Source organism: Chromatium okenii (assembly GCF_002958735.1).
GTDB lineage: Bacteria > Pseudomonadota > Gammaproteobacteria > Chromatiales > Chromatiaceae > Chromatium > Chromatium okenii_A.
Window position 1 is genome coordinate 109,590 of record NZ_PPGH01000037.1, and the last position, 16,986, is coordinate 126,575.

Sequence of the window (16,986 nt, forward strand, 5' to 3'; positions counted from 1 at the left end):
AGAAGCACCATTATTAAGCGTCACAGCGCACCGTGACGCTAATCCCAATTCACTCGCTAACGTTATTCCGAATAACCGCCGCGTCCACCAGTACCGCGATTATCACGCGCAAAATAATTCACTCGTCCCATTGGAATTACAGTAACGCCACCTTCACTGACATGAAAACGCTGCCGATCTTTCAATGGATCAAAACCGATTTCATCGCCAGCGGCAATGATGTTATGGCGATCGACAATCACTTTGCGCAATCGCGCTCCACGACACACTCGCGCATAATCCATAATGACGCAATCTTCCAGAACTACATCTTCTTCAATCACTGCTTCACGGCGAATAATTGAATTGGTAATCTTGGCTCCTTCATGAATCATCGTTGCCGCAGCTAATAGGCTGTTGCGAATCTCACCACCGAGAATTCGCGCCACCGGCCCTTGATAGCTGCTTGAAAAGATTGGCCAATCAGGATTAAACATATCAAACACTGGCTCGTGTCCCAGCACATCTTGGTGCGCTTCAAAATACGCATCAATGGTTCCAAGATCACGCCAATACACGCGATTTTCATACGGTAAAATACCCGGCACTTCATTCGTAGCAAAATCGTATGCGAATAGCCGATGTGTCCGCAGCAATCGCGGTAAAACATGTTGTCCGAAATCAGTTTCACCAGCTTCCTGCGCTTCTTTTAATGCTTTGACCAAAACATCAGCATTAAAGATGTAATTCCCCATCGAGGCAAAGGCTTGACTGGGATCAGTGGGCATTGGCGTTGGATGATCGGGTTTTTCTTCAAAGGCTTGAATGCGACCATCGCTATCGGCAGCAATCACGCCAAATCCCTGCGCATCACGCAACGGAACCGGCAGTGCGGCAATGGTGACATCAGCTTTGCGTTGCTGATGAAATTCAACCATTTGCCGAATGTCCATGCGATAAATGTGGTCTGCGCCAAACACGGCGACCAAGTTGGGACGATGTTCTTCGATGAGGTTGATATTTTGCGTAATGGCGTCTGCCGTACCTTGGAACCAATGTTCGCCGGTCATCATCTGCGGCGGAACGACGGTGACAAATTGACTTTGCAGCAGCGGTGAAATGGTCCAGGCTTTGCGTACATGTTCGATCAACGCCTGAGATTTATACTGCACCAGCAGATAGATCGTTGAAATTTGGGAATTAACCAAATTGCTCAAAACGAAATCGACGATGCGATAACGAGCGCCAAAAGGCACTGAGGGTTTAGAGCGCCCAGTTGTCAGCGGTTGCAATCTGGCGCCTTGCCCGCCAGCCATGACGAAAGCAATGATTCTGTCGTTGTGCATAATTTTCTCCGCAAGCCCGTGCTTCGGGCGCTGTCGATGAGGTGTCGGTTGCGACGCGCAATGATAAACCTGTCGATCAACGCTTGGCTTGCGAATCGTCTGTCGTTGGCGAACAACCAAACAAATTGACGAAATCACTGCTAGTCGGTTAACTTTACGCGCTTATGTCAACTAAATTACTCAATTCTCTTGATCCTTGGCGAGCAGTGCGAAATGAACTTTCGCTGGTCGGTCAGGTTGCTCTAATTGAATTGACGCGGTTGAACGCCATCGTGCTCGCAGGTACGGATAACGCCATCTCACAAGTGGATTATCAATTGCGTTTTACGCGCAGCCGCGAGGGCGACAAGTTGGTTACTGGGCGCGTTCAAGCACGTTTGCGGCTGCCGTGTCAGCGGTGTTTAGGCGTGGTTGAAATTGCGATTGATGTGCCGCTGAGTTTGGGGTTGGTGACGACTGAAGCACTGGCTGAAGCGTTGCCGTCTGATCTTGAACCGTTAATCGTGATTGACGATCAGTGTCACCGCTGGCGCTGATTGAAGACGAGCTGCTGCTGGCGATTCCAACAATTCCGCGCCATGACGAAGGTGATTGTCAGGCTCCAGCGCCAGCATTGATTAATAACCAAGAATCAGGCGCAAATATCGCGTCTGCTTGTACAGAAAAAGCGCCTCATCCGTTTGCGATATTACGCGGATTGAAGCGCGATCAAGACCACTGATTTTCAAACGCAGGATCAATTCCTGTATTCCTTAAACGTGTTGCAGAAGCAGCGGTTACTGTGCTGGTTGCTATTCTGCGTGGAGATTAAAAAGCATGGCTGTTCAACAAAATCGCAAAACCCCGTCCAAACGCGGAATGCGCCGTTCCCACGATGCGCTGACTAAACCCACGTTGTCGGTTGATCCGACCAGCGGTGAAACGCATCGCCGTCATCACATCACCGCTGACGGCTTTTATCGTGGTCGCAAGGTTTTGGATAAGGCTGAGTGAGCCAGTCCGGTCGCAGCGGCGTTGTGCAATTAATGCGTTCCCGTCACGACAAAAAACGTCCCACCGCACCACCGTGCACCATCGCACTGGATGCGATGGGCGGCGATCACGGTTCTGATGTGGTGGTTCCGGCTGCGTTGCGGTTTCATGCGGATAATCCGCATGTCACCCTGATTTTGGTTGGACAAGAAGCGCAGATCAACGAACACCTTGGCAACAGCGCCCGCGAGCGCATTCGTATTCAGCCAGCCACGCAAACAGTGGCAATGGACGAATCACCGTCAAAAGCCCTGCGCAATAAAAAAGATTCCTCCATGCGCGTGGCGATTGACTTGGTGAAAAACGGTCAAGCCGATGCCTGCGTCAGTGCTGGCAACACCGGTGCACTGATGGCGACCGCTCGCTTCGTGTTGAAAATGCTGCCGAATGTAGATCGACCGGCGATTATTACTGCCGTGCCCTCGATTTACGGTCACACGCACATGCTCGATCTCGGCGCGAATGTTGATTGCACTGCCGAGCATCTGTTTCAGTTTGCAGTGATGGGCAGCGAGTTGGTGGCGGCAGTCGATAGCGTCGCTAGACCACGAGTGGCGTTGCTCAACATCGGGCAGGAAGAAATCAAAGGCAATGACCAAGTCAAGCAGGCGCACGAATTGCTGGCGCGTAGTGGCTTGAATTACATCGGTTATGTCGAAGGCGATGGCATCTTTTTGAGCGATGTTGATCTGGTCGTGTCCGACGGTTTCGTCGGTAACGTCGCGCTCAAATGCAGCGAAGGAGTGGCGAAATTCGTGCGCCATTCGCTCACCGCGCAGTTCAAACGAACGTGGTGGACACGCTTGGCGGGATTGGCAGCACTGCCGATTCTCAAAAGTTTTCGCCGGACGATGGACCCACGTCGCTACAACGGAGCCAGTCTGCTCGGACTGCGCGGCATCGTGATTAAAAGTCATGGCGGCGCAGATGTGCTGGCCTTTGAAAATGCGATCTATATTGCTGAAAAAGAAATCCGCGCCAGCGGATTAGCGAGCAGGTCGGTCTCCACCTCGGCAGTGAACAATACAGGGAAACCGCCTGATGACGTATTCACGGGTGCTTGGAACAGGAAGTTATCTGCCAGCGCGGGTAATGACCAACACGGATTTGGAAGCGATCGTCGAAACACAGCCAGTTGGATTCATGAACGCACTGGCATTGAAAAACGCCATCTCGTTTCTGATGGCGAAACCTGTTGCGATCTCGCTGAAGCCGCAGCGCGTAACGCTTTGGATGCAGCAGGAATTGCGGCTGCCGATCTCGATTTGATTCTGGTTGCCACGACGACGCCCGATCAATTTTTTCCCAGCACGCCTGCCTGTTGCAGCAACGCCTTGACGTGCACGGCTGCCCCGCGTTCGATTTGCAAGCAGTGTGCGCAGGTTTTGTCTATGCGCTGGATGTTGCGGATAAATTCATCCGCACTGGCGCAGCAAAACACGTCCTCGTCGTCGGCGCAGAAACCATTTCACGCATTCTGGATTGGACGGATCGCACCACCTGCGTGTTATTTGGCGACGGCGCTGGCGCAGTTGTACTTGGCGCATCTGAAGAGCAGGGCATTATTTCTACCCATCTTCATGCGGACGGCGCGTATAAAGATTTGTTGCAGGTTCCCGGCGGTCACGGCAACGGTCGCCCCGAAGCAGCGTTTATGGAAATGAAGGGCAACGAAGTTTTCCGCATCGCTGTCACCACGCTGGGACGCATCGTGAAGAAACGCTGGAAGCCAACAATCTCACGCGTGACGACATCGACTGGCTGATTCCGCATCAAGCCAATATCCGTATTATTCAAGCGACTGCGCGTAAATTGGATTTGCCGATGGAGCGCGTGATTGTGACCGTTGCCGATCACGGCAACACGTCATCTGCTTCGATTCCGCTGGCGTTTGATCAAGCGGTGCGCGATGGGCGCATTCAGCGTGGTCAAATGCTGCTGATGGAAGCGTTCGGTGGTGGATTTACTTGGGGTTCGGTTCTGCTCCGTTACTAATTTTTGATTCAAATACAGCGCACTGTTCATGGCACAACCATTCGCGGTTTTTTTCCCCGGTCAGGGTTCCCAATCCATTGGGATGCTCGACGCGCTCGCTGCCGTTTATCCCAGCGTGCAACAGACATTTGAAGAAGCGTCTGATGCGCTCGGGCGGAATCTGTGGCAACTGGTCACTGACGGCTCGAAAGAAGAATTAGATCAAACAGAAAACACTCAGCCGATCATGCTCGCAGCGGCATTGCTGTGTGGCGCGTGTGGCAAGCGCAAATGACCGCGCCAGCAACGCTGATGGCTGGGCACAGTTTGGGCGAATACTCCGCACTGGTTGCAGCGGGCGCATTGTCCTTTGCTGATGCAGTGCAATTGGCAGCAGATCGTGCGCAGTTTATGCAAAGCGCCGTTCCCGCTGGTGAAGGCGCGATGGCCGCAGTGCTTAATTTGACCGATGAACAAGTGATTGCGTTGTGCGCGGAACAAGCACAAGGCGACGTGCTGGCGGCAGTCAATTTCAACGCAGTTGGTCAAGTGGTGATTGCCGGAACGACGGCAGCAGTCCATCGGGCGCTCGTTGCCGCAAAAAGTGCTGGCGCACGAAAAGCCATGTTGCTGCCGGTCAGTGTGCCGTCGCATTGTGATCTGATGCGCCCCGCTGCCGAGCGATTGGCCGAGCGATTAGCAGAAGTGCCGTTGACGCTGCCGACAGTTCCGGTGTTACACAACGCGAGCGTGACGGCTGCCGCCAGCGTGGACGAACTGCGCGAATTGTTAATCAAACAGCTTTATAGCCCGGTGCGTTGGGTGGAAACAGTACGCGCCGTGACTGCGCAGGGAATCACTGCGGCGCTGGAATGCGGTCCCGGTAAGACATTGACTGGATTGACCAAACGAATTGATGACACCTTGACGATGCTGCCGGTCTTTGATCCGAAGACTTTGGATGCAGCGCTGGAGCTGATGACTGATGTTGAACGGTGAAATCGCACTGGTAACGGGTGCATCGCGGGGAATTGGGCGAGCGATTTTAATGGCGCTTGCGGCGCAGGGCGCAACGGTTGCAGGCACGGCGACGACGGAAGCTGGCGCGGCGGGCATCGCGCAGGCGCTGAACGAAGCAGGTTATGCCGGCATCGGTTTAGTGCTGAATGTCGCCGATCAAGCCTCGGTTGATGCCACGCTGGCGCAGATAACTGAACGGCTCGGCGCACCGACGATTTTGGTTAACAACGCTGGGATTACCCGCGATAACCTTTTGATGCGGATGAAAAATGATGAATGGGACGCGGTGATTGACACCAATCTCAGCTCAGTATTTCGTCTGTCAAAAGCCTGTCTGCGCGGCATGACCAAGGCGCGAAAAGGCCGAATTATCAATATCGCTTCAGTGATTGGCGCGACGGGCAATGCCGGTCAAACCAATTACGCGGCCGCAAAAGCGGGCATGATGGGTTTTACCAAGGCGCTGGCGCGGGAAGTCGGTTCTCGTGCAATTACAGTCAACTGCATCGCGCCGGGCTTTATTGACACCGACATGACTCGCGCTTTGCCGGAGGCGCAGCGTGACAGTTTGCTGGGTACAATTCCGCTGGGTCGGTTGGGTCAACCGGAGGAAATTGCGGGTGCGGTGGTGTTTCTGGCGTCTGCGGCTGGTGCGTATATCACCGGCGAAACGCTGCACATCAACGGCGGAATGCACATGGCATAAATGGTCGGCAGTGTTTATCTGCCACAGTAATTGAAAAAATAGCTCGCTTTCATCAAATCCCTTTTATCACTAGAATGCGGCGTGATCTCGTGAAGATCACTTTTATTTATCTGGAGAATTCATTTTTATGAGCAGCGTTGAAGATAGAGTTCGCAAAATCGTGATTGAACAACTGAGCGTCAAAGACGAAGAAGTCACCCCAGAGGCGTCTTTTGTAGACGATCTCGGCGCTGATTCTCTCGACACTGTGGAATTGGTCATGGCGCTTGAAGAAGAATTCGAGACTGAAATTCCTGATGAGGATGCAGAAAAAATCACGACAGTTCAACAGGCTATCAACTACATCAACGCGCACAAGGCATAATTTCACCATGTCGAACTGCGCGGTGTTTTTCATCGTCAATCACAGCGCAGTTTAGGCGCGTCGATGGTGGCGTTCTGAACGATAGAGGTACGTAATGGCAGGCAGAAGGGTAGTCGTCACTGGGTTGGGCCTCGTGGCTCCGGTTGGTCTGGACGTGAAGTCCGCATGGGATAGCATTCTGGCCGGCAGGAGTGGGATTAAACCGATTACCCACTTCGATATTGCACCGTTCAGCACCCGTTTCGGCGGGCCGATTTATGGCTTTGATCCGAGTGAATACATCTCGGAAAAAGAAGCCAAGAAAATGGATAAATTTATTCATTACGGCATGGTTGCTGGCTGTCAGGCAATTGCCGATTCCGGTTTGGTCATTGATGACTCCAACTGTCGGCGCATCGGCGTTGCGATTGGTTCGGGCATTGGCGGCATCACCGGCATTGAGAACAACTATCAGGCTTATTTGGATAAAGGACCGCGCCGGATTTCGCCGTTCTTTGTGCCCGCCAATATCGTCAATATGGTCGCAGGCAATCTGTCGATTAAGTTCGGTTTGAAAGGTCCGAATTACTCCATTGTTTCCGCGTGCAGCACTGGCTCTCACAACATCGGTGAAGCAGCCATTATGATTCGTCACGGTTACGTGGATGTCATGCTCGCTGGTGGTGCGGAAATGGCCACTTCACCAGTTGGATTAGGTGGGTTTGCGGCAGCGCGAGCATTGTCCAGTCGCAACGATGATCCCGAAGGCGCAAGTCGTCCATTTGATAAAGACCGCGATGGTTTCGTGTTGAGCGACGGCGCGGGTGTAGTAGTGTTGGAAGAGTATGAACACGCTAAAGCGCGTGGTGCTTATATTTACGCAGAATTGGCGGGTGTGGGCATGAACTCCGATGCCTATCACATGACCGCACCGTCGGAAGATGGCGCTGGCGCTTGTGACTGCATGTTGCTGGCGCTGAAAGATGCGGGACTGAACACCGAACAAGTGAACTACATCAACGCGCACGGCACCTCAACTTTCGCGGGTGACATCGCCGAAACAATGGCGATCAAACGCGCTTTTGGCGATCACGCGTACAAGCTAGCGGTCAGTTCCACCAAGTCGATGACCGGTCACATGCTCGGCGCAGCGGGCGGTGCAGAAGCGATTTTCACCATCTTGGCAATCCGCGATCAAACTGCGCCGCCGACGATCAATTACCACACGCCCGATCCTGCTTGCGATCTCGATTGCGTCCCTAACACAGCGCGGAAAATGCCAATCGCGGTGGCAATGTCTAACTCTTTCGGCTTTGGTGGAACCAACGGAACGCTCGTGTTTCGCCAGCTTTGAGCGCCAGCATTTACCGCTGGTTTGAAACCTAACACAATGGTTTCAATACAAAATACACCCGCAGCAGGCTCTGACCCGCTGCGGGTTTTTATTGACGGTCGGGAATGCAATTGCATCGCCGTCACCGAGCGCGGGCTGCATTATGGCGATGGGCTGTTTGAAACCGTGCTGCTGCGCCACGGTCGTCTGTGTCAGTGGCAACGTCACTGCAACCGCTTGATTCATGGCGCACAACGGCTGGGAATTCCCATGCCGGACATCGCGCAACTCGTCGCCGAAATGACTGAAATCGCGCACGGCAGCGAGAACGGCATTCTCAAACTAATTCTGACTCGCGGCAGCGGCGGACGCGGTTATCGCCCGCCGCCAGCGCCCACGCCGCACCGTTTGCTGTTTCTTTACCCGTTGCCGCCCGCGCCAGCGCAATCGTGGCAAACCGGCGTCATCGTGCGTTATTGCCACACGCCAGCCTCCGTTAATCCCGCGCTCGCCGGCATCAAACATCTCAATCGGTTAGATGCAGTGCTGGCACGGCGCGAGTGGAGCGACCCGACAATTAGCGAAGGCTTGATGTGTGATGCGCTGGGCAATGTGATCGGCGGAACCATGACCAATCTGTTCGTGTGGGACGGCGAGCGGCTGCGCACACCGCCAGTTAATCGCAGCGGCATTACCGGAACGCGCCGTGCGTTAACGATTGAATTAGCAGCGAAATTCGGCATTGACTGCATCGAATCTGCGCTCACGCCGACCGATCTTGAGTGCGCCACTGGGCTGTTTTTAACCAACGCAATCAATGGCGTATGGCCGGTGCGCGATCTGGCTGGGCAGCATTACGCACTGGAGGCGCTGCCTTGGTCGCTGCTCAACGCGATTGTTCTGGCGTCGCACACGCCGGATTGATACGCGATGTTGTGGCGCATTGGGTTGATCGTGGTTTTTCTGGCAGTGGGCACAATGCTAGGCATCGTTGAGATTGATTATCAACGCTTTTTAGTGACTCCGCTCGGAGTGGCGAACACAACGGTTCACATTACGAAAGGCAGTTCGGTGCGGCAATTGGCGGAGCGTCTGACCGCGCAGAGTGTGTTGAAACATCCCTATTATTTCATGCTGTTAGCGTATTGGCAGGGCGATCAAACCCACATCAAAGCCGGTGAATTTGCCGTGACCGCTGATTTGACGCCGCAGCAGTTGCTGAAACGGTTTACCGATGGACAAGTGATTGAATACACAATCACTTTGATTGAAGGGCGCACCTTTCGCCAAACGCTCGCGGTGCTCGATGCGCATCCGCAGTTGTGCGGCGAACCGCTCGCGCCCCAAACCGATGCAGCGTTGATGACGCAGTTGGGACGACCGGAGCTGCATCCAGAAGGGCGTTTTTTTCCAGACACTTACCGTTTTCCCGCCCAAACCGAGCGGTTGACGGTGTTGCGGCGAGCGTTGGAGCGAATGGAGCGGATTGTGGCGGAAGAATGGCGCGACCGCAGTCCCGATGTGCCGCTGACCACACCGGATGAGGCGCTGATTTTGGCGTCGATCATCGAAAAAGAAACGGCTGTTGCTGCCGAACGTCCGCGCATTAGCGGCGTATTTTTGCGGCGGCTGCAGCGCGGAATGCGGTTGCAAACCGATCCAACGGTGATTTACGGGCTGGGCGAGCGTTATGACGGCAGTCTGAGTCGCGCTGATTTACGCGATGTAAATCCATATAATACCTATCTTATCAAAGGCTTGCCACCGACGCCGATTGCGTTGCCGGGACGTGCTGCCATTCACGCGGCGCTGCATCCGACCGATGATGACAGCCTGTATTTTGTGGCGACCGGCGACGGCGGTCATACTTTTTCGCGGACGCTCAACGCCCACCAGCAAGCAGTACGCCGCTATCTTTTGGATAAAAAACCATGACAACGACGCCAAAACGCGGATGTTTTATCACGCTCGAAGGCATCGAAGGCGCGGGAAAATCCAGTCAGGTTGCCCCGCTGGCGCAATTGTTGCAAGAGCACGGTTTGGACTGCGTGACCACCCGCGAGCCGGGCGGCGCACCAATTGCCGAACGATTGCGCGAGGTGCTGCTTGATCCGCGCAACACGGGGATGAGCGGGATGACCGAATTGCTGTTGATGTTCGCCGCTCGCGCCGAGCATCTGGCGCAGACGATTTGTCCGGCGCTGGATGCTGGAATCTGGGTGATTTGCGATCGGTTTACTGATGCGACTTACGCCTATCAAGGTGGCGGTCGCGGCATCAATCCGGCGCAGATCGCGCAACTGGAAATGCTGGTGCAGGGCGATTTGCGCCCAGATTTGACCCTGCTATTTGATGTGCCGCCGCGTGTCGGGTTGGCGCGGGCGCGGCAGCGCATGGGTGCGGCGGATCGGTTTGAACAGGAAACGGAAGCGTTTTTTGTTGCAATTAGAAGGGTTTATCAAGAACGGGCGCTGGCGCATCCGCAACGGTATTGCGTGATTGACGCCAACGCCGCGCTCGCCGAGGTCACGCAGCAAGTGCGTCAGTGCGTGACCAATGTGCTGTTAATGTCCTGAAAACATTGCGGTTGCCAACGCCTTTTGCACCGCACTGATATTGTCACTGCCGCGCAGTTCTTTAACTATTGGCATTGGATCGCTGCCAATCCAAATTTTCATTTCTGCATCCAGATCAAAATGACCGGCAGTTTCAATTGAAAAGCGCGTGATTGAACGATACGGAATCGAAAGATATTCGACCTTGTGACCAGTTAAACCCTGCTTATCAATTAAAATTAACCGTTTATTCGTAAATACAAATTGATCGCGGATCAATTGAAAAGCCAACTCAACGGTTTCCGTCATTGCTAAAATCGGTTCAAGTTGCCGCATCATATCATCGGCGCTGATGATTGACGCATTGCCGAGTAGTCCGCTCAATAATCCCATCTCGTTGTTCCCATGTTTTCATAACTGTTGAATGAACGCACTATCATTATGTTGATGATAAATGAGCGATCCGTCGCCGCAAAATCAATCCAATACCATGCAAAAATAATGCAATACCAAACGCATAAGGCAACGCATTCATCATATACCCAACATGAAACATGCGCGATGCGATTGGAGTAACAGCGCGACCGTCAGTGCGATAACAACTCCAAATAGTTCGATCATCGTTACTGTCTTCAACTTCGATTAACTGCGAGTTTTCCTTTTGCTCTAATACACGATAGGCAATGTATTGATAATCGTTAATTTTCATACGTGCAAACGGCTTGGGTAATAACAATTGATATTGTTCGCCAACCACACGAAAGCGGTGCAACTCTGATAACACCAGCAATCGAAATTGCGCATCATTATTATTCGACGTCACTGCAACCGAAAAACCACTGTGCAATTGATCGCCGCGTTTCACTTCACGCTTATCTAAATGCGCATTGATGTGAATTCCAGCGTATAGTGCGCTTGTGCAACTGACTGGAAAAAACCACGCTGAACCTAGAATAAGTGCTAGTATTTTGAGCCATTTCATAGTTGGATTTATCAACTTAAAAAGCAAATCAATTTCCCCCTAAAAAAGGGGGAAACCGAAAATGAATTAGCGAAACTTCCGTAAATACAGCCATTCAAAAAAGCGTTTCAGTAAATGAAAAACGCGCATAGATGGCAATACGAAATTGTATTTTTCATTCCGCACTACCAGCATTCCGCTATCATTCGTATCGACAATGCAAATCAATTCGACTTTGAAGGTCTCAGTTGGCTCGCGCCCAGCAAATTCTGCTGCCAAATTTCGCGCTGCAGTTCGCGCCTGTAAATCCGCCATGTGTGCCTGTTTAGGCATCCAATCTGGTCCCGGAAAACTCCCCGCATCACCTGCGACATAAACGCGCTCAAAACCCGGCACTCGACATTGCGCATCAGCTTGTAATAAACCGCCGGGCGAACGTGGTAACTGCGTATTATCAAACCACGCATTGCCGGTCATTCCGGGCATAAAAATAATGAGATCAGCGTCGAATTCACCGCCTTCTGTCGTCACTGCTCGCGGTGAAAAACTTTTAAGTTTATGCCCTAAATGCGTGGCAATATCACGTCGCTTCATTTCCGCGAGTAATCCATTAACTGCTTTTGGACCAAGGCGATTACCGGGGCGTTCAGCAGGAGTGAAAAAAGTTAAATGAAATTGCTCACGGCGATGCTCTTGGCGCAATTGAGTATCAAGACCGAAGAGGAATTCAAAAATCGGCCCACCGCGCATTGAACTCGGTTCATTTGGATTGCTCGCAAAACCCATTGCAATATGTCCGCCCTCCATAATACGCAGCCGATCACGAATTGCTTCAGCGGATTCAATTCCTTCGCAGGGTGTAATCGCGTGTTCAATCCCCGGAAGCTTTTTAATAAATCGCCCGCCGCTGGCAATAACCAGCGCGTCGTTTTTAATCTCGCCAACAGTGGTTTTTAGAATACGTCCATCCGCACTCAATCCAATCGCTTCAGCGGCAACATGTTTAACCTGCATTCGCTCAAAAAAGCGCGTTAAATCAATGCGTAGATCGTCGCCGCTGCGCAATCGACAGGGAATCCAAATCAGTCCGGGATAATAGATAAATTCCGGTTTGGAGCTCACCACAGTGATTTCACAAGCAAGTTTGCGTTGTTGACGCAAGGTTTGGATCGCAGTCAGTGCAGCAAAACCAGTACCAACGATAGTAATACGATTCATTCACAACTCCTTAAAATAATCATTATGATTCAATATGATGATGTCAAACTCAATCACAAAAGCCGTGTTCGCATTCAAACCACTTGCGGCGTGCGCCTATTCTACGCTGAGGTCACGATTGATTGATGCGTCGCATTTCAATTTAAATGAGTGATGTTGATTCTTTATAGTTAATTAAAAAAGTTAGCTCAAATTTAAGTGCTGCCTTGTTTTCGGCTTGTGGAATCAATTCCACCCTAATATCTATTTCAGAATGATTGCCGCGCCGTCTATTTTTAATTGCTTGTTAGGAAATGATGACAATGTTGGGTTGCTAAAAGCGGCAACCCAACCTACTTTTTAAAGCAACGCATTCCAACGGGCTGTAATCGCAGCTTTAGCTTCTTCGTTGTCACTCCCCAGTTTATCCAATGCTTTTTCGTACCAACTCCAACCCTGTTTTTTGTCACCAGCTTTATAGTGCGACACAGCAACCATCATTGCGGTATCTGCTTCAATAAAATCTTCACTGATATTGGAATATGCCTTTTCAAACCATGCCGCCGCTGCTGAGAAATCCTCAAGACGAAAAGCCGCATCACCGGATGTATAAAGCAACTGGAAATTGCTGTTGCTCACATTTTCTAATCCTTTACCAGCAATTTTAAGCGCCTTATGATAGTAGCCTTTATCGGTTAGTGCCATCGTATAAAGGATGTAGGGTTGGAGCGCAGATGGCTCGCGGGCAATCGTAATATCAAGATATTTAAAGGCGTCTTCATAATTTCCAACTGTTAATTGATTCAGTGCATGTAAATAACTGAGAAAAGAATCTTCTTTAGTTCTAAATTCCAGTTTGTTAATGCAATAAACCGAGTTTGTATCATCCTTTAAATTGAAAAAAAGAATCGCTGCATTGACTGCGTTGTACCGTGCATCTTCACTTTCATCATCAAAGCTACAAGCATCGGACAAACGAGAGACTAGTTCAGAAGATACTCGTTTTGTTTCAATTCCGAAAGCATTAGGTAAAATTTCTTTACTAGCAAGTTTATCTTCAATTTCTTTGAGTTCAACGACTAAACTTTTAACATCATCACTACCGTGCGCTTCAACTAGCGGTACTTTGATAAACTCATAACGCCGATAAGGTTCTTTAATAATCATCTTAGATGCCACTTCAATTGAGACATCGGTAATCACGCCAGTTGCTGCTCCGGTTAAAGCGGCGACAACAAAAGCACCTCCCGCAATTCCAAATCCACCGGCTGCAATAGTTCCACCACCAAGAATTGCAAGACCAGCGGCGGCAGCTCCCGTTCCAACACCTGCTGCCATTCCAACCATGCTTCCAACTGCGGTAATCCAGCTGCCTGCGGCACCAAGCATCGCACCGCCTGTGCCAGCAGTAACAACTGTAAATGCCAATGCGCCTGCTATGGCGACAGCAACACCAACACTAATTGCTGCTTTTCCCCAAAAGGTGTCCCACCAAGGTTCTGGATAAAGATTAGAAAAAGAGGCATCAATTGCCAAGGTAGCCGTAGCTAACACGGGCAATACTACGAATAAAAAAATTACACCGAAAAATCGTATGTTTTTTGCGTTAAAACTGTTCATTATGTTGCCCTCTCAGTGGTATAAAACGATGCTAAATATCAGGTTAGCTATAAAAACGCAATCACCATCACCTTTCCTGCTTTATTCCAGTAATCAACAGCATCTAACAAAATTGCACTTGCCTGTTGCCAATCTTCTGGCTGGGCGGTTCTAAAATTATGCGCGTTTTTATACACAATCAACAATCCATGTTCTGAGTTGACCCACGACATATCTGTTATACAATCGTAGAACGCATCCCAATTAAACCCAAAATACTCTGGAAAACCAAGCTGCGCTGAGAACTCACGCAAAAATGAATCCTTGTCTTTAATGTTATTGCCATCAACTACAAAATAATGTTCAGGCGGCTGCAAGAAAAAGTTGGGTAATGCTGCGCTTGCTAGTACGGTCATGGTTTGATTTCCTTAAAACTTTGATAGTGATCATCAGTGAAATACTTGACGCCATTCTCGCCCGTGATAATTCTTTGCGCCCCTCTACCGTTTGAATTAGATGATTTTACAGTGTATTCGTGATAATAATGAGGTGATTTGGTAGGGAGTTTGCCTTCTCTATTGTGAAAAACAGTCCCATCTTGCGCATAAGGAAAGGGACCACCGTTATCAATAAGTTTTAATGTTTCGCGGGCTTCCGACGAAAGGTTATCATGCTTGATTTTCGGAATCATCGCATTAACACTTTTCATTACTTCTTCAGATGACTGATTTGCTCTCAGCATTTCTATTAAGTCATCTTCATCAATTTTTCCGTTCAAAAGATCGTGATTCCAGCGCAACTTTTCAGTTGGTTTAATCAACCCTTTTTGTTCTGCCGCCCCAAGTAAAACAACAATTCGTTGATCTTTTGGATAACTGCTTAAATATGGGATAAAATCATCAACCTTGCTGCCAATCTGTCGTAGCAATATCTGGTGTTCTTGAAGCAGGTTTTTAGATTGACCGAGCGATTTAATCAATGCCGCAACTGCTTTTACAGCATCGTTTGCTACTGCCGCTAAAGCAACGGATTGATTCAAAGATATTGCCAGAACAATACTGACTGTTAATAATACTAAACTCTTCGTTATGCTTATATTTTTTTCTGTTGGCATTTATTGTCTCCAGTGATTTATTTCTTGAATGAGTGCTACGCACTGATAAACATCCCTTTCACTAGTGCAGTTGTCTTGCAATGATCCAATCCGCAATCCGTCCCCGCAAATCACACTGCTTTAATCCCACCAGTCAGACCATAAAAGTTTCTTCTATTTTTTCAAAAGTCTCTATGTCCAGTTGAACAGCAACCTTACGGTTTAATTCATCAATGATATACTGACACTTAATCGGCATGTTTCACCTTAATGTGCATCGCATCGCTAGTGGATTTGAAGCGCAAAAAGACTTCAATTGAAACTAGAATTAACTCCGGCTATTTATTAAACATGCAGCTTATAGTCAGAGATAAGGCTCTCTACCGGAATTTTTAGTTGACTCGTGAGATTTCGGATCATGTTAAGACTGAGTTTGCGTTTATAACCTAAAATCTCAGATACGCGGCTACTTTGTCCAAGGTACATAACCATATCTTCATCAGTTAGTGATTGTTGCTCCATTCTAAACTTTATCGCCTCTACAGGATCGGGTAGGTCAATTGGAAATGTTTTTTCTTCGTAATAGTCGATCAATACAATCAGCACTTCCAGTTCATCACCCTCAGGTGTACCTTGTTCAGCATTGAATAGTTGTTCAATGCGGGACAATGCCATTTTGTGGTCGTAATCGTTTTTTATTGGCTTAACAGTCATAATTTATGCTGTTACATCCCGCTGGTATACCATTTCAAAATGAGCGCCGCGCCATCTACTTTTGAATCACTTGTTATAGTGATGATGACGATGTTGGATTGTCAAAAGCAGCAACCCAACTTACGCTTCTACAAAATTGTATTAACTACTGTAACCCATTCAAAAGGACAGGAGAGGTAATTATGCCCTCTAAAGATATTCTTTATTCGATTGGAAGAACATCAGTAGGTCAACTGATTAAGGCGGTTGACGCTGAAAAAGGAATTGCATATACCTGTCCTGCCTGTAGCCAAGTTCTTATACTTCGCAAAGGAACACGGAAACGCCCTCACTTTGCCCACAAAACTCTTAGTCCTAACTGTACACCCGAAACAGCCTTACATTATGTCTTTAAGACTTTACTCTTTGGCAAGATTCAAAAACATTTTGATCATCAATTACCTTTAGAGATGCAATGGGATTGTCCTGCTTGTGGTGGAGTGCATACGGGCAACTTGCTGAAAAAAGCAGTTAAAGTAGTGCTTGAACATAATTTAGGAACCTGCCAACCAGATATTGCTTTGCTAGATGAGTTCAATTGCACAGTAGCAGTAATTGAAGTAGTTGTTACTCACGCTCCTGAACAAACAGCACTGGATTACTATAAAAACAACCATATTGCCGTTGTGTCTTATAAATTAAAATCAGACGAAGATTTTAATCGGTTAGATGCTCCCATTTTGAAACCAGATAGTGTTGATGTATGCAAAAATCCTAAGTGCTCGAAATGTGAAAATTATATGTCGAAAAAGCATCTTCTCATTATTGATGGAAATTGTTGGAAATGTCAGGCACCAATGAAAGTTGCCGCTTTATATGAAGGAAATTTTTCACTATCTGATATCCAGCTTGCTACTCAGTACGGTGTATTAATGAAGTTACATTACAGCCGTACATTAGGAATGAAGTACGTTGCTAATACCTGCCGTAAATGTGGAGCATTTATTGGTGATCATTACTTATTTACTGACTATGTAGCCGTTGATTCGTATAACCGTCAGGAATTGGATGCAGGATATTATTGCCATCACTGTTCAAGTAATTCTGAAGATGAAGATTCTGAAGATTTTGAATAAGTTTTTTGGCGTTTTACTA

General features: G+C 49.1%; 18 protein-coding genes and 3 pseudogenes. 13 read left to right on the forward strand and 8 right to left on the reverse strand.

Annotated features, from left to right (window positions below):
* Positions 1-62: 62 nt before the first annotated feature.
* Positions 63-1,325 carry a glucose-1-phosphate adenylyltransferase gene (locus tag CXB77_RS12350; protein WP_105074752.1) on the reverse strand — a complete coding sequence of 421 codons (1,263 nt, stop codon included), beginning with the start codon at positions 1,323-1,325 and terminating at the stop codon, positions 63-65.
* A gap of 164 nt (positions 1,326-1,489) precedes the next feature.
* On the opposite strand from CXB77_RS12350, the gene CXB77_RS12355 reads away from it, so the two are divergent.
* From CXB77_RS12355 to tmk, 12 genes and pseudogenes are all read left to right on the forward strand, one after another.
* Positions 1,490-1,861: a YceD family protein gene (locus tag CXB77_RS12355; RefSeq protein ID WP_105074157.1), complete on the forward strand. Its 372-nt coding sequence runs from the start codon at positions 1,490-1,492 to the stop codon at positions 1,859-1,861.
* The gene (locus CXB77_RS12360; protein ID WP_105074158.1) at positions 1,843-2,046 is read left to right on the forward strand and encodes a hypothetical protein; all 204 of its coding nucleotides are present in this window, start codon (positions 1,843-1,845) and stop codon (positions 2,044-2,046) included. The genes CXB77_RS12355 and CXB77_RS12360 overlap by 19 nt, the downstream gene beginning before the upstream one ends.
* Before the next feature lie 95 nt (positions 2,047-2,141).
* Positions 2,142-2,318 carry a 50S ribosomal protein L32 gene (rpmF, locus tag CXB77_RS12365; RefSeq protein ID WP_105074159.1) on the forward strand — a complete coding sequence of 59 codons (177 nt, stop codon included), beginning with the start codon at positions 2,142-2,144 and terminating at the stop codon, positions 2,316-2,318.
* A 32-nt stretch (positions 2,319-2,350) separates the two neighbouring features.
* A pseudogene (gene plsX / locus CXB77_RS12370) lies at positions 2,351-3,399 on the forward strand (phosphate acyltransferase PlsX).
* Positions 3,399-4,352 (forward strand): annotated as a pseudogene (locus CXB77_RS12375) (beta-ketoacyl-ACP synthase III). Before plsX ends, CXB77_RS12375 begins: the two co-directional pseudogenes overlap by 1 nt.
* A 28-nt stretch (positions 4,353-4,380) precedes the next feature.
* Positions 4,381-5,330, forward strand: a pseudogene (gene fabD, locus CXB77_RS12380) (ACP S-malonyltransferase).
* Positions 5,317-6,057, forward strand: a complete 741-nt coding sequence (fabG, locus tag CXB77_RS12385; RefSeq protein WP_146108813.1) for a 3-oxoacyl-ACP reductase FabG — start codon at positions 5,317-5,319, stop codon at positions 6,055-6,057. Before fabD ends, fabG begins: the two are co-directional and overlap by 14 nt.
* Before the next feature lie 127 nt (positions 6,058-6,184).
* Complete coding sequence (acpP, locus tag CXB77_RS12390) at positions 6,185-6,421, forward strand: acyl carrier protein (protein WP_105074161.1); 237 nt, start codon at positions 6,185-6,187, stop codon at positions 6,419-6,421.
* 94 nt (positions 6,422-6,515) lie between these two features.
* Entirely contained in the window at positions 6,516-7,754 is a 1,239-nt protein-coding gene (gene fabF, locus CXB77_RS12395; protein ID WP_105074162.1) for a beta-ketoacyl-ACP synthase II, read from the forward strand.
* Positions 7,755-7,790: 36 nt separating this feature from the next.
* A complete protein-coding gene (gene pabC, locus CXB77_RS12400; RefSeq protein ID WP_105074163.1) occupies positions 7,791-8,657 on the forward strand; it encodes an aminodeoxychorismate lyase in 867 nt (288 codons plus the stop codon).
* Positions 8,658-8,663: 6 nt separating this feature from the next.
* Entirely contained in the window at positions 8,664-9,668 is a 1,005-nt protein-coding gene (gene mltG / locus CXB77_RS12405) for an endolytic transglycosylase MltG (protein WP_105074164.1), read from the forward strand.
* Positions 9,665-10,309, forward strand: coding sequence for a dTMP kinase (gene tmk, locus CXB77_RS12410; RefSeq protein WP_105074165.1), 645 nt, complete (start codon positions 9,665-9,667; stop codon positions 10,307-10,309). The genes mltG and tmk overlap by 4 nt, the downstream gene beginning before the upstream one ends.
* On the opposite strand, the gene CXB77_RS12415 is transcribed toward tmk, so the two are convergent.
* From CXB77_RS12415 to CXB77_RS12445, 7 genes are all read right to left on the reverse strand, one after another.
* Complete coding sequence (locus CXB77_RS12415) at positions 10,298-10,681, reverse strand: PH domain-containing protein (protein ID WP_105074166.1); 384 nt, start codon at positions 10,679-10,681, stop codon at positions 10,298-10,300. The genes tmk and CXB77_RS12415 overlap by 12 nt on opposite strands.
* A gap of 46 nt (positions 10,682-10,727) precedes the next feature.
* On the reverse strand, positions 10,728-11,270 hold the full coding sequence (locus tag CXB77_RS12420) for a hypothetical protein (RefSeq protein ID WP_105074167.1): 543 nt from the start codon (positions 11,268-11,270) through the stop codon (positions 10,728-10,730).
* A gap of 66 nt (positions 11,271-11,336) precedes the next feature.
* Positions 11,337-12,467 carry an NAD(P)/FAD-dependent oxidoreductase gene (locus CXB77_RS12425; protein WP_105074168.1) on the reverse strand — a complete coding sequence of 377 codons (1,131 nt, stop codon included), beginning with the start codon at positions 12,465-12,467 and terminating at the stop codon, positions 11,337-11,339.
* A gap of 339 nt (positions 12,468-12,806) precedes the next feature.
* On the reverse strand, positions 12,807-14,066 hold the full coding sequence (locus CXB77_RS12430; RefSeq protein ID WP_105074169.1) for a hypothetical protein: 1,260 nt from the start codon (positions 14,064-14,066) through the stop codon (positions 12,807-12,809).
* 47 nt (positions 14,067-14,113) lie between these two features.
* Positions 14,114-14,461: a barstar family protein gene (locus CXB77_RS12435; RefSeq protein WP_105074170.1), complete on the reverse strand. Its 348-nt coding sequence runs from the start codon at positions 14,459-14,461 to the stop codon at positions 14,114-14,116.
* A complete protein-coding gene (locus CXB77_RS20375) occupies positions 14,458-15,159 on the reverse strand; it encodes a ribonuclease domain-containing protein (protein WP_197711056.1) in 702 nt (233 codons plus the stop codon). The genes CXB77_RS12435 and CXB77_RS20375 overlap by 4 nt, the downstream gene beginning before the upstream one ends.
* A gap of 324 nt (positions 15,160-15,483) precedes the next feature.
* A complete protein-coding gene (locus CXB77_RS12445) occupies positions 15,484-15,813 on the reverse strand; it encodes a helix-turn-helix domain-containing protein (RefSeq protein ID WP_431520728.1) in 330 nt (109 codons plus the stop codon).
* Positions 15,814-16,034: 221 nt separating this feature from the next.
* On the opposite strand from CXB77_RS12445, the gene CXB77_RS12455 reads away from it, so the two are divergent.
* The gene (locus CXB77_RS12455; protein WP_146108814.1) at positions 16,035-16,967 is read left to right on the forward strand and encodes a competence protein CoiA family protein; all 933 of its coding nucleotides are present in this window, start codon (positions 16,035-16,037) and stop codon (positions 16,965-16,967) included.
* Positions 16,968-16,986 lie beyond the last annotated feature (19 nt).

Bases quoted from the DNA above. Each gene is read 5' to 3' on its own strand.
- CXB77_RS12350 (WP_105074752.1), bottom strand. From the start codon at position 1,325: ATGCACAACGACAGAATCATTGCTTTCGTCATGGCTGGCGGGCAAGGC.
- CXB77_RS12355 (WP_105074157.1), top strand. From the start codon at position 1,490: ATGTCAACTAAATTACTCAATTCTCTTGATCCTTGGCGAGCAGTGCGA.
- rpmF (WP_105074159.1), top strand. From the start codon at position 2,142: ATGGCTGTTCAACAAAATCGCAAAACCCCGTCCAAACGCGGAATGCGC.
- fabG (WP_146108813.1), top strand. From the start codon at position 5,317: ATGTTGAACGGTGAAATCGCACTGGTAACGGGTGCATCGCGGGGAATT.
- acpP (WP_105074161.1), top strand. From the start codon at position 6,185: ATGAGCAGCGTTGAAGATAGAGTTCGCAAAATCGTGATTGAACAACTG.
- fabF (WP_105074162.1), top strand. From the start codon at position 6,516: ATGGCAGGCAGAAGGGTAGTCGTCACTGGGTTGGGCCTCGTGGCTCCG.
- pabC (WP_105074163.1), top strand. From the start codon at position 7,791: ATGGTTTCAATACAAAATACACCCGCAGCAGGCTCTGACCCGCTGCGG.
- mltG (WP_105074164.1), top strand. From the start codon at position 8,664: ATGTTGTGGCGCATTGGGTTGATCGTGGTTTTTCTGGCAGTGGGCACA.
- tmk (WP_105074165.1), top strand. From the start codon at position 9,665: ATGACAACGACGCCAAAACGCGGATGTTTTATCACGCTCGAAGGCATC.
- CXB77_RS12415 (WP_105074166.1), bottom strand. From the start codon at position 10,681: ATGGGATTATTGAGCGGACTACTCGGCAATGCGTCAATCATCAGCGCC.
- CXB77_RS12420 (WP_105074167.1), bottom strand. From the start codon at position 11,270: ATGAAATGGCTCAAAATACTAGCACTTATTCTAGGTTCAGCGTGGTTT.
- CXB77_RS12425 (WP_105074168.1), bottom strand. From the start codon at position 12,467: ATGAATCGTATTACTATCGTTGGTACTGGTTTTGCTGCACTGACTGCG.
- CXB77_RS12430 (WP_105074169.1), bottom strand. From the start codon at position 14,066: ATGAACAGTTTTAACGCAAAAAACATACGATTTTTCGGTGTAATTTTT.
- CXB77_RS12435 (WP_105074170.1), bottom strand. From the start codon at position 14,461: ATGACCGTACTAGCAAGCGCAGCATTACCCAACTTTTTCTTGCAGCCG.
- CXB77_RS20375 (WP_197711056.1), bottom strand. From the start codon at position 15,159: ATGCCAACAGAAAAAAATATAAGCATAACGAAGAGTTTAGTATTATTA.
- CXB77_RS12445 (WP_431520728.1), bottom strand. From the start codon at position 15,813: ATGGCATTGTCCCGCATTGAACAACTATTCAATGCTGAACAAGGTACA.
- CXB77_RS12455 (WP_146108814.1), top strand. From the start codon at position 16,035: ATGCCCTCTAAAGATATTCTTTATTCGATTGGAAGAACATCAGTAGGT.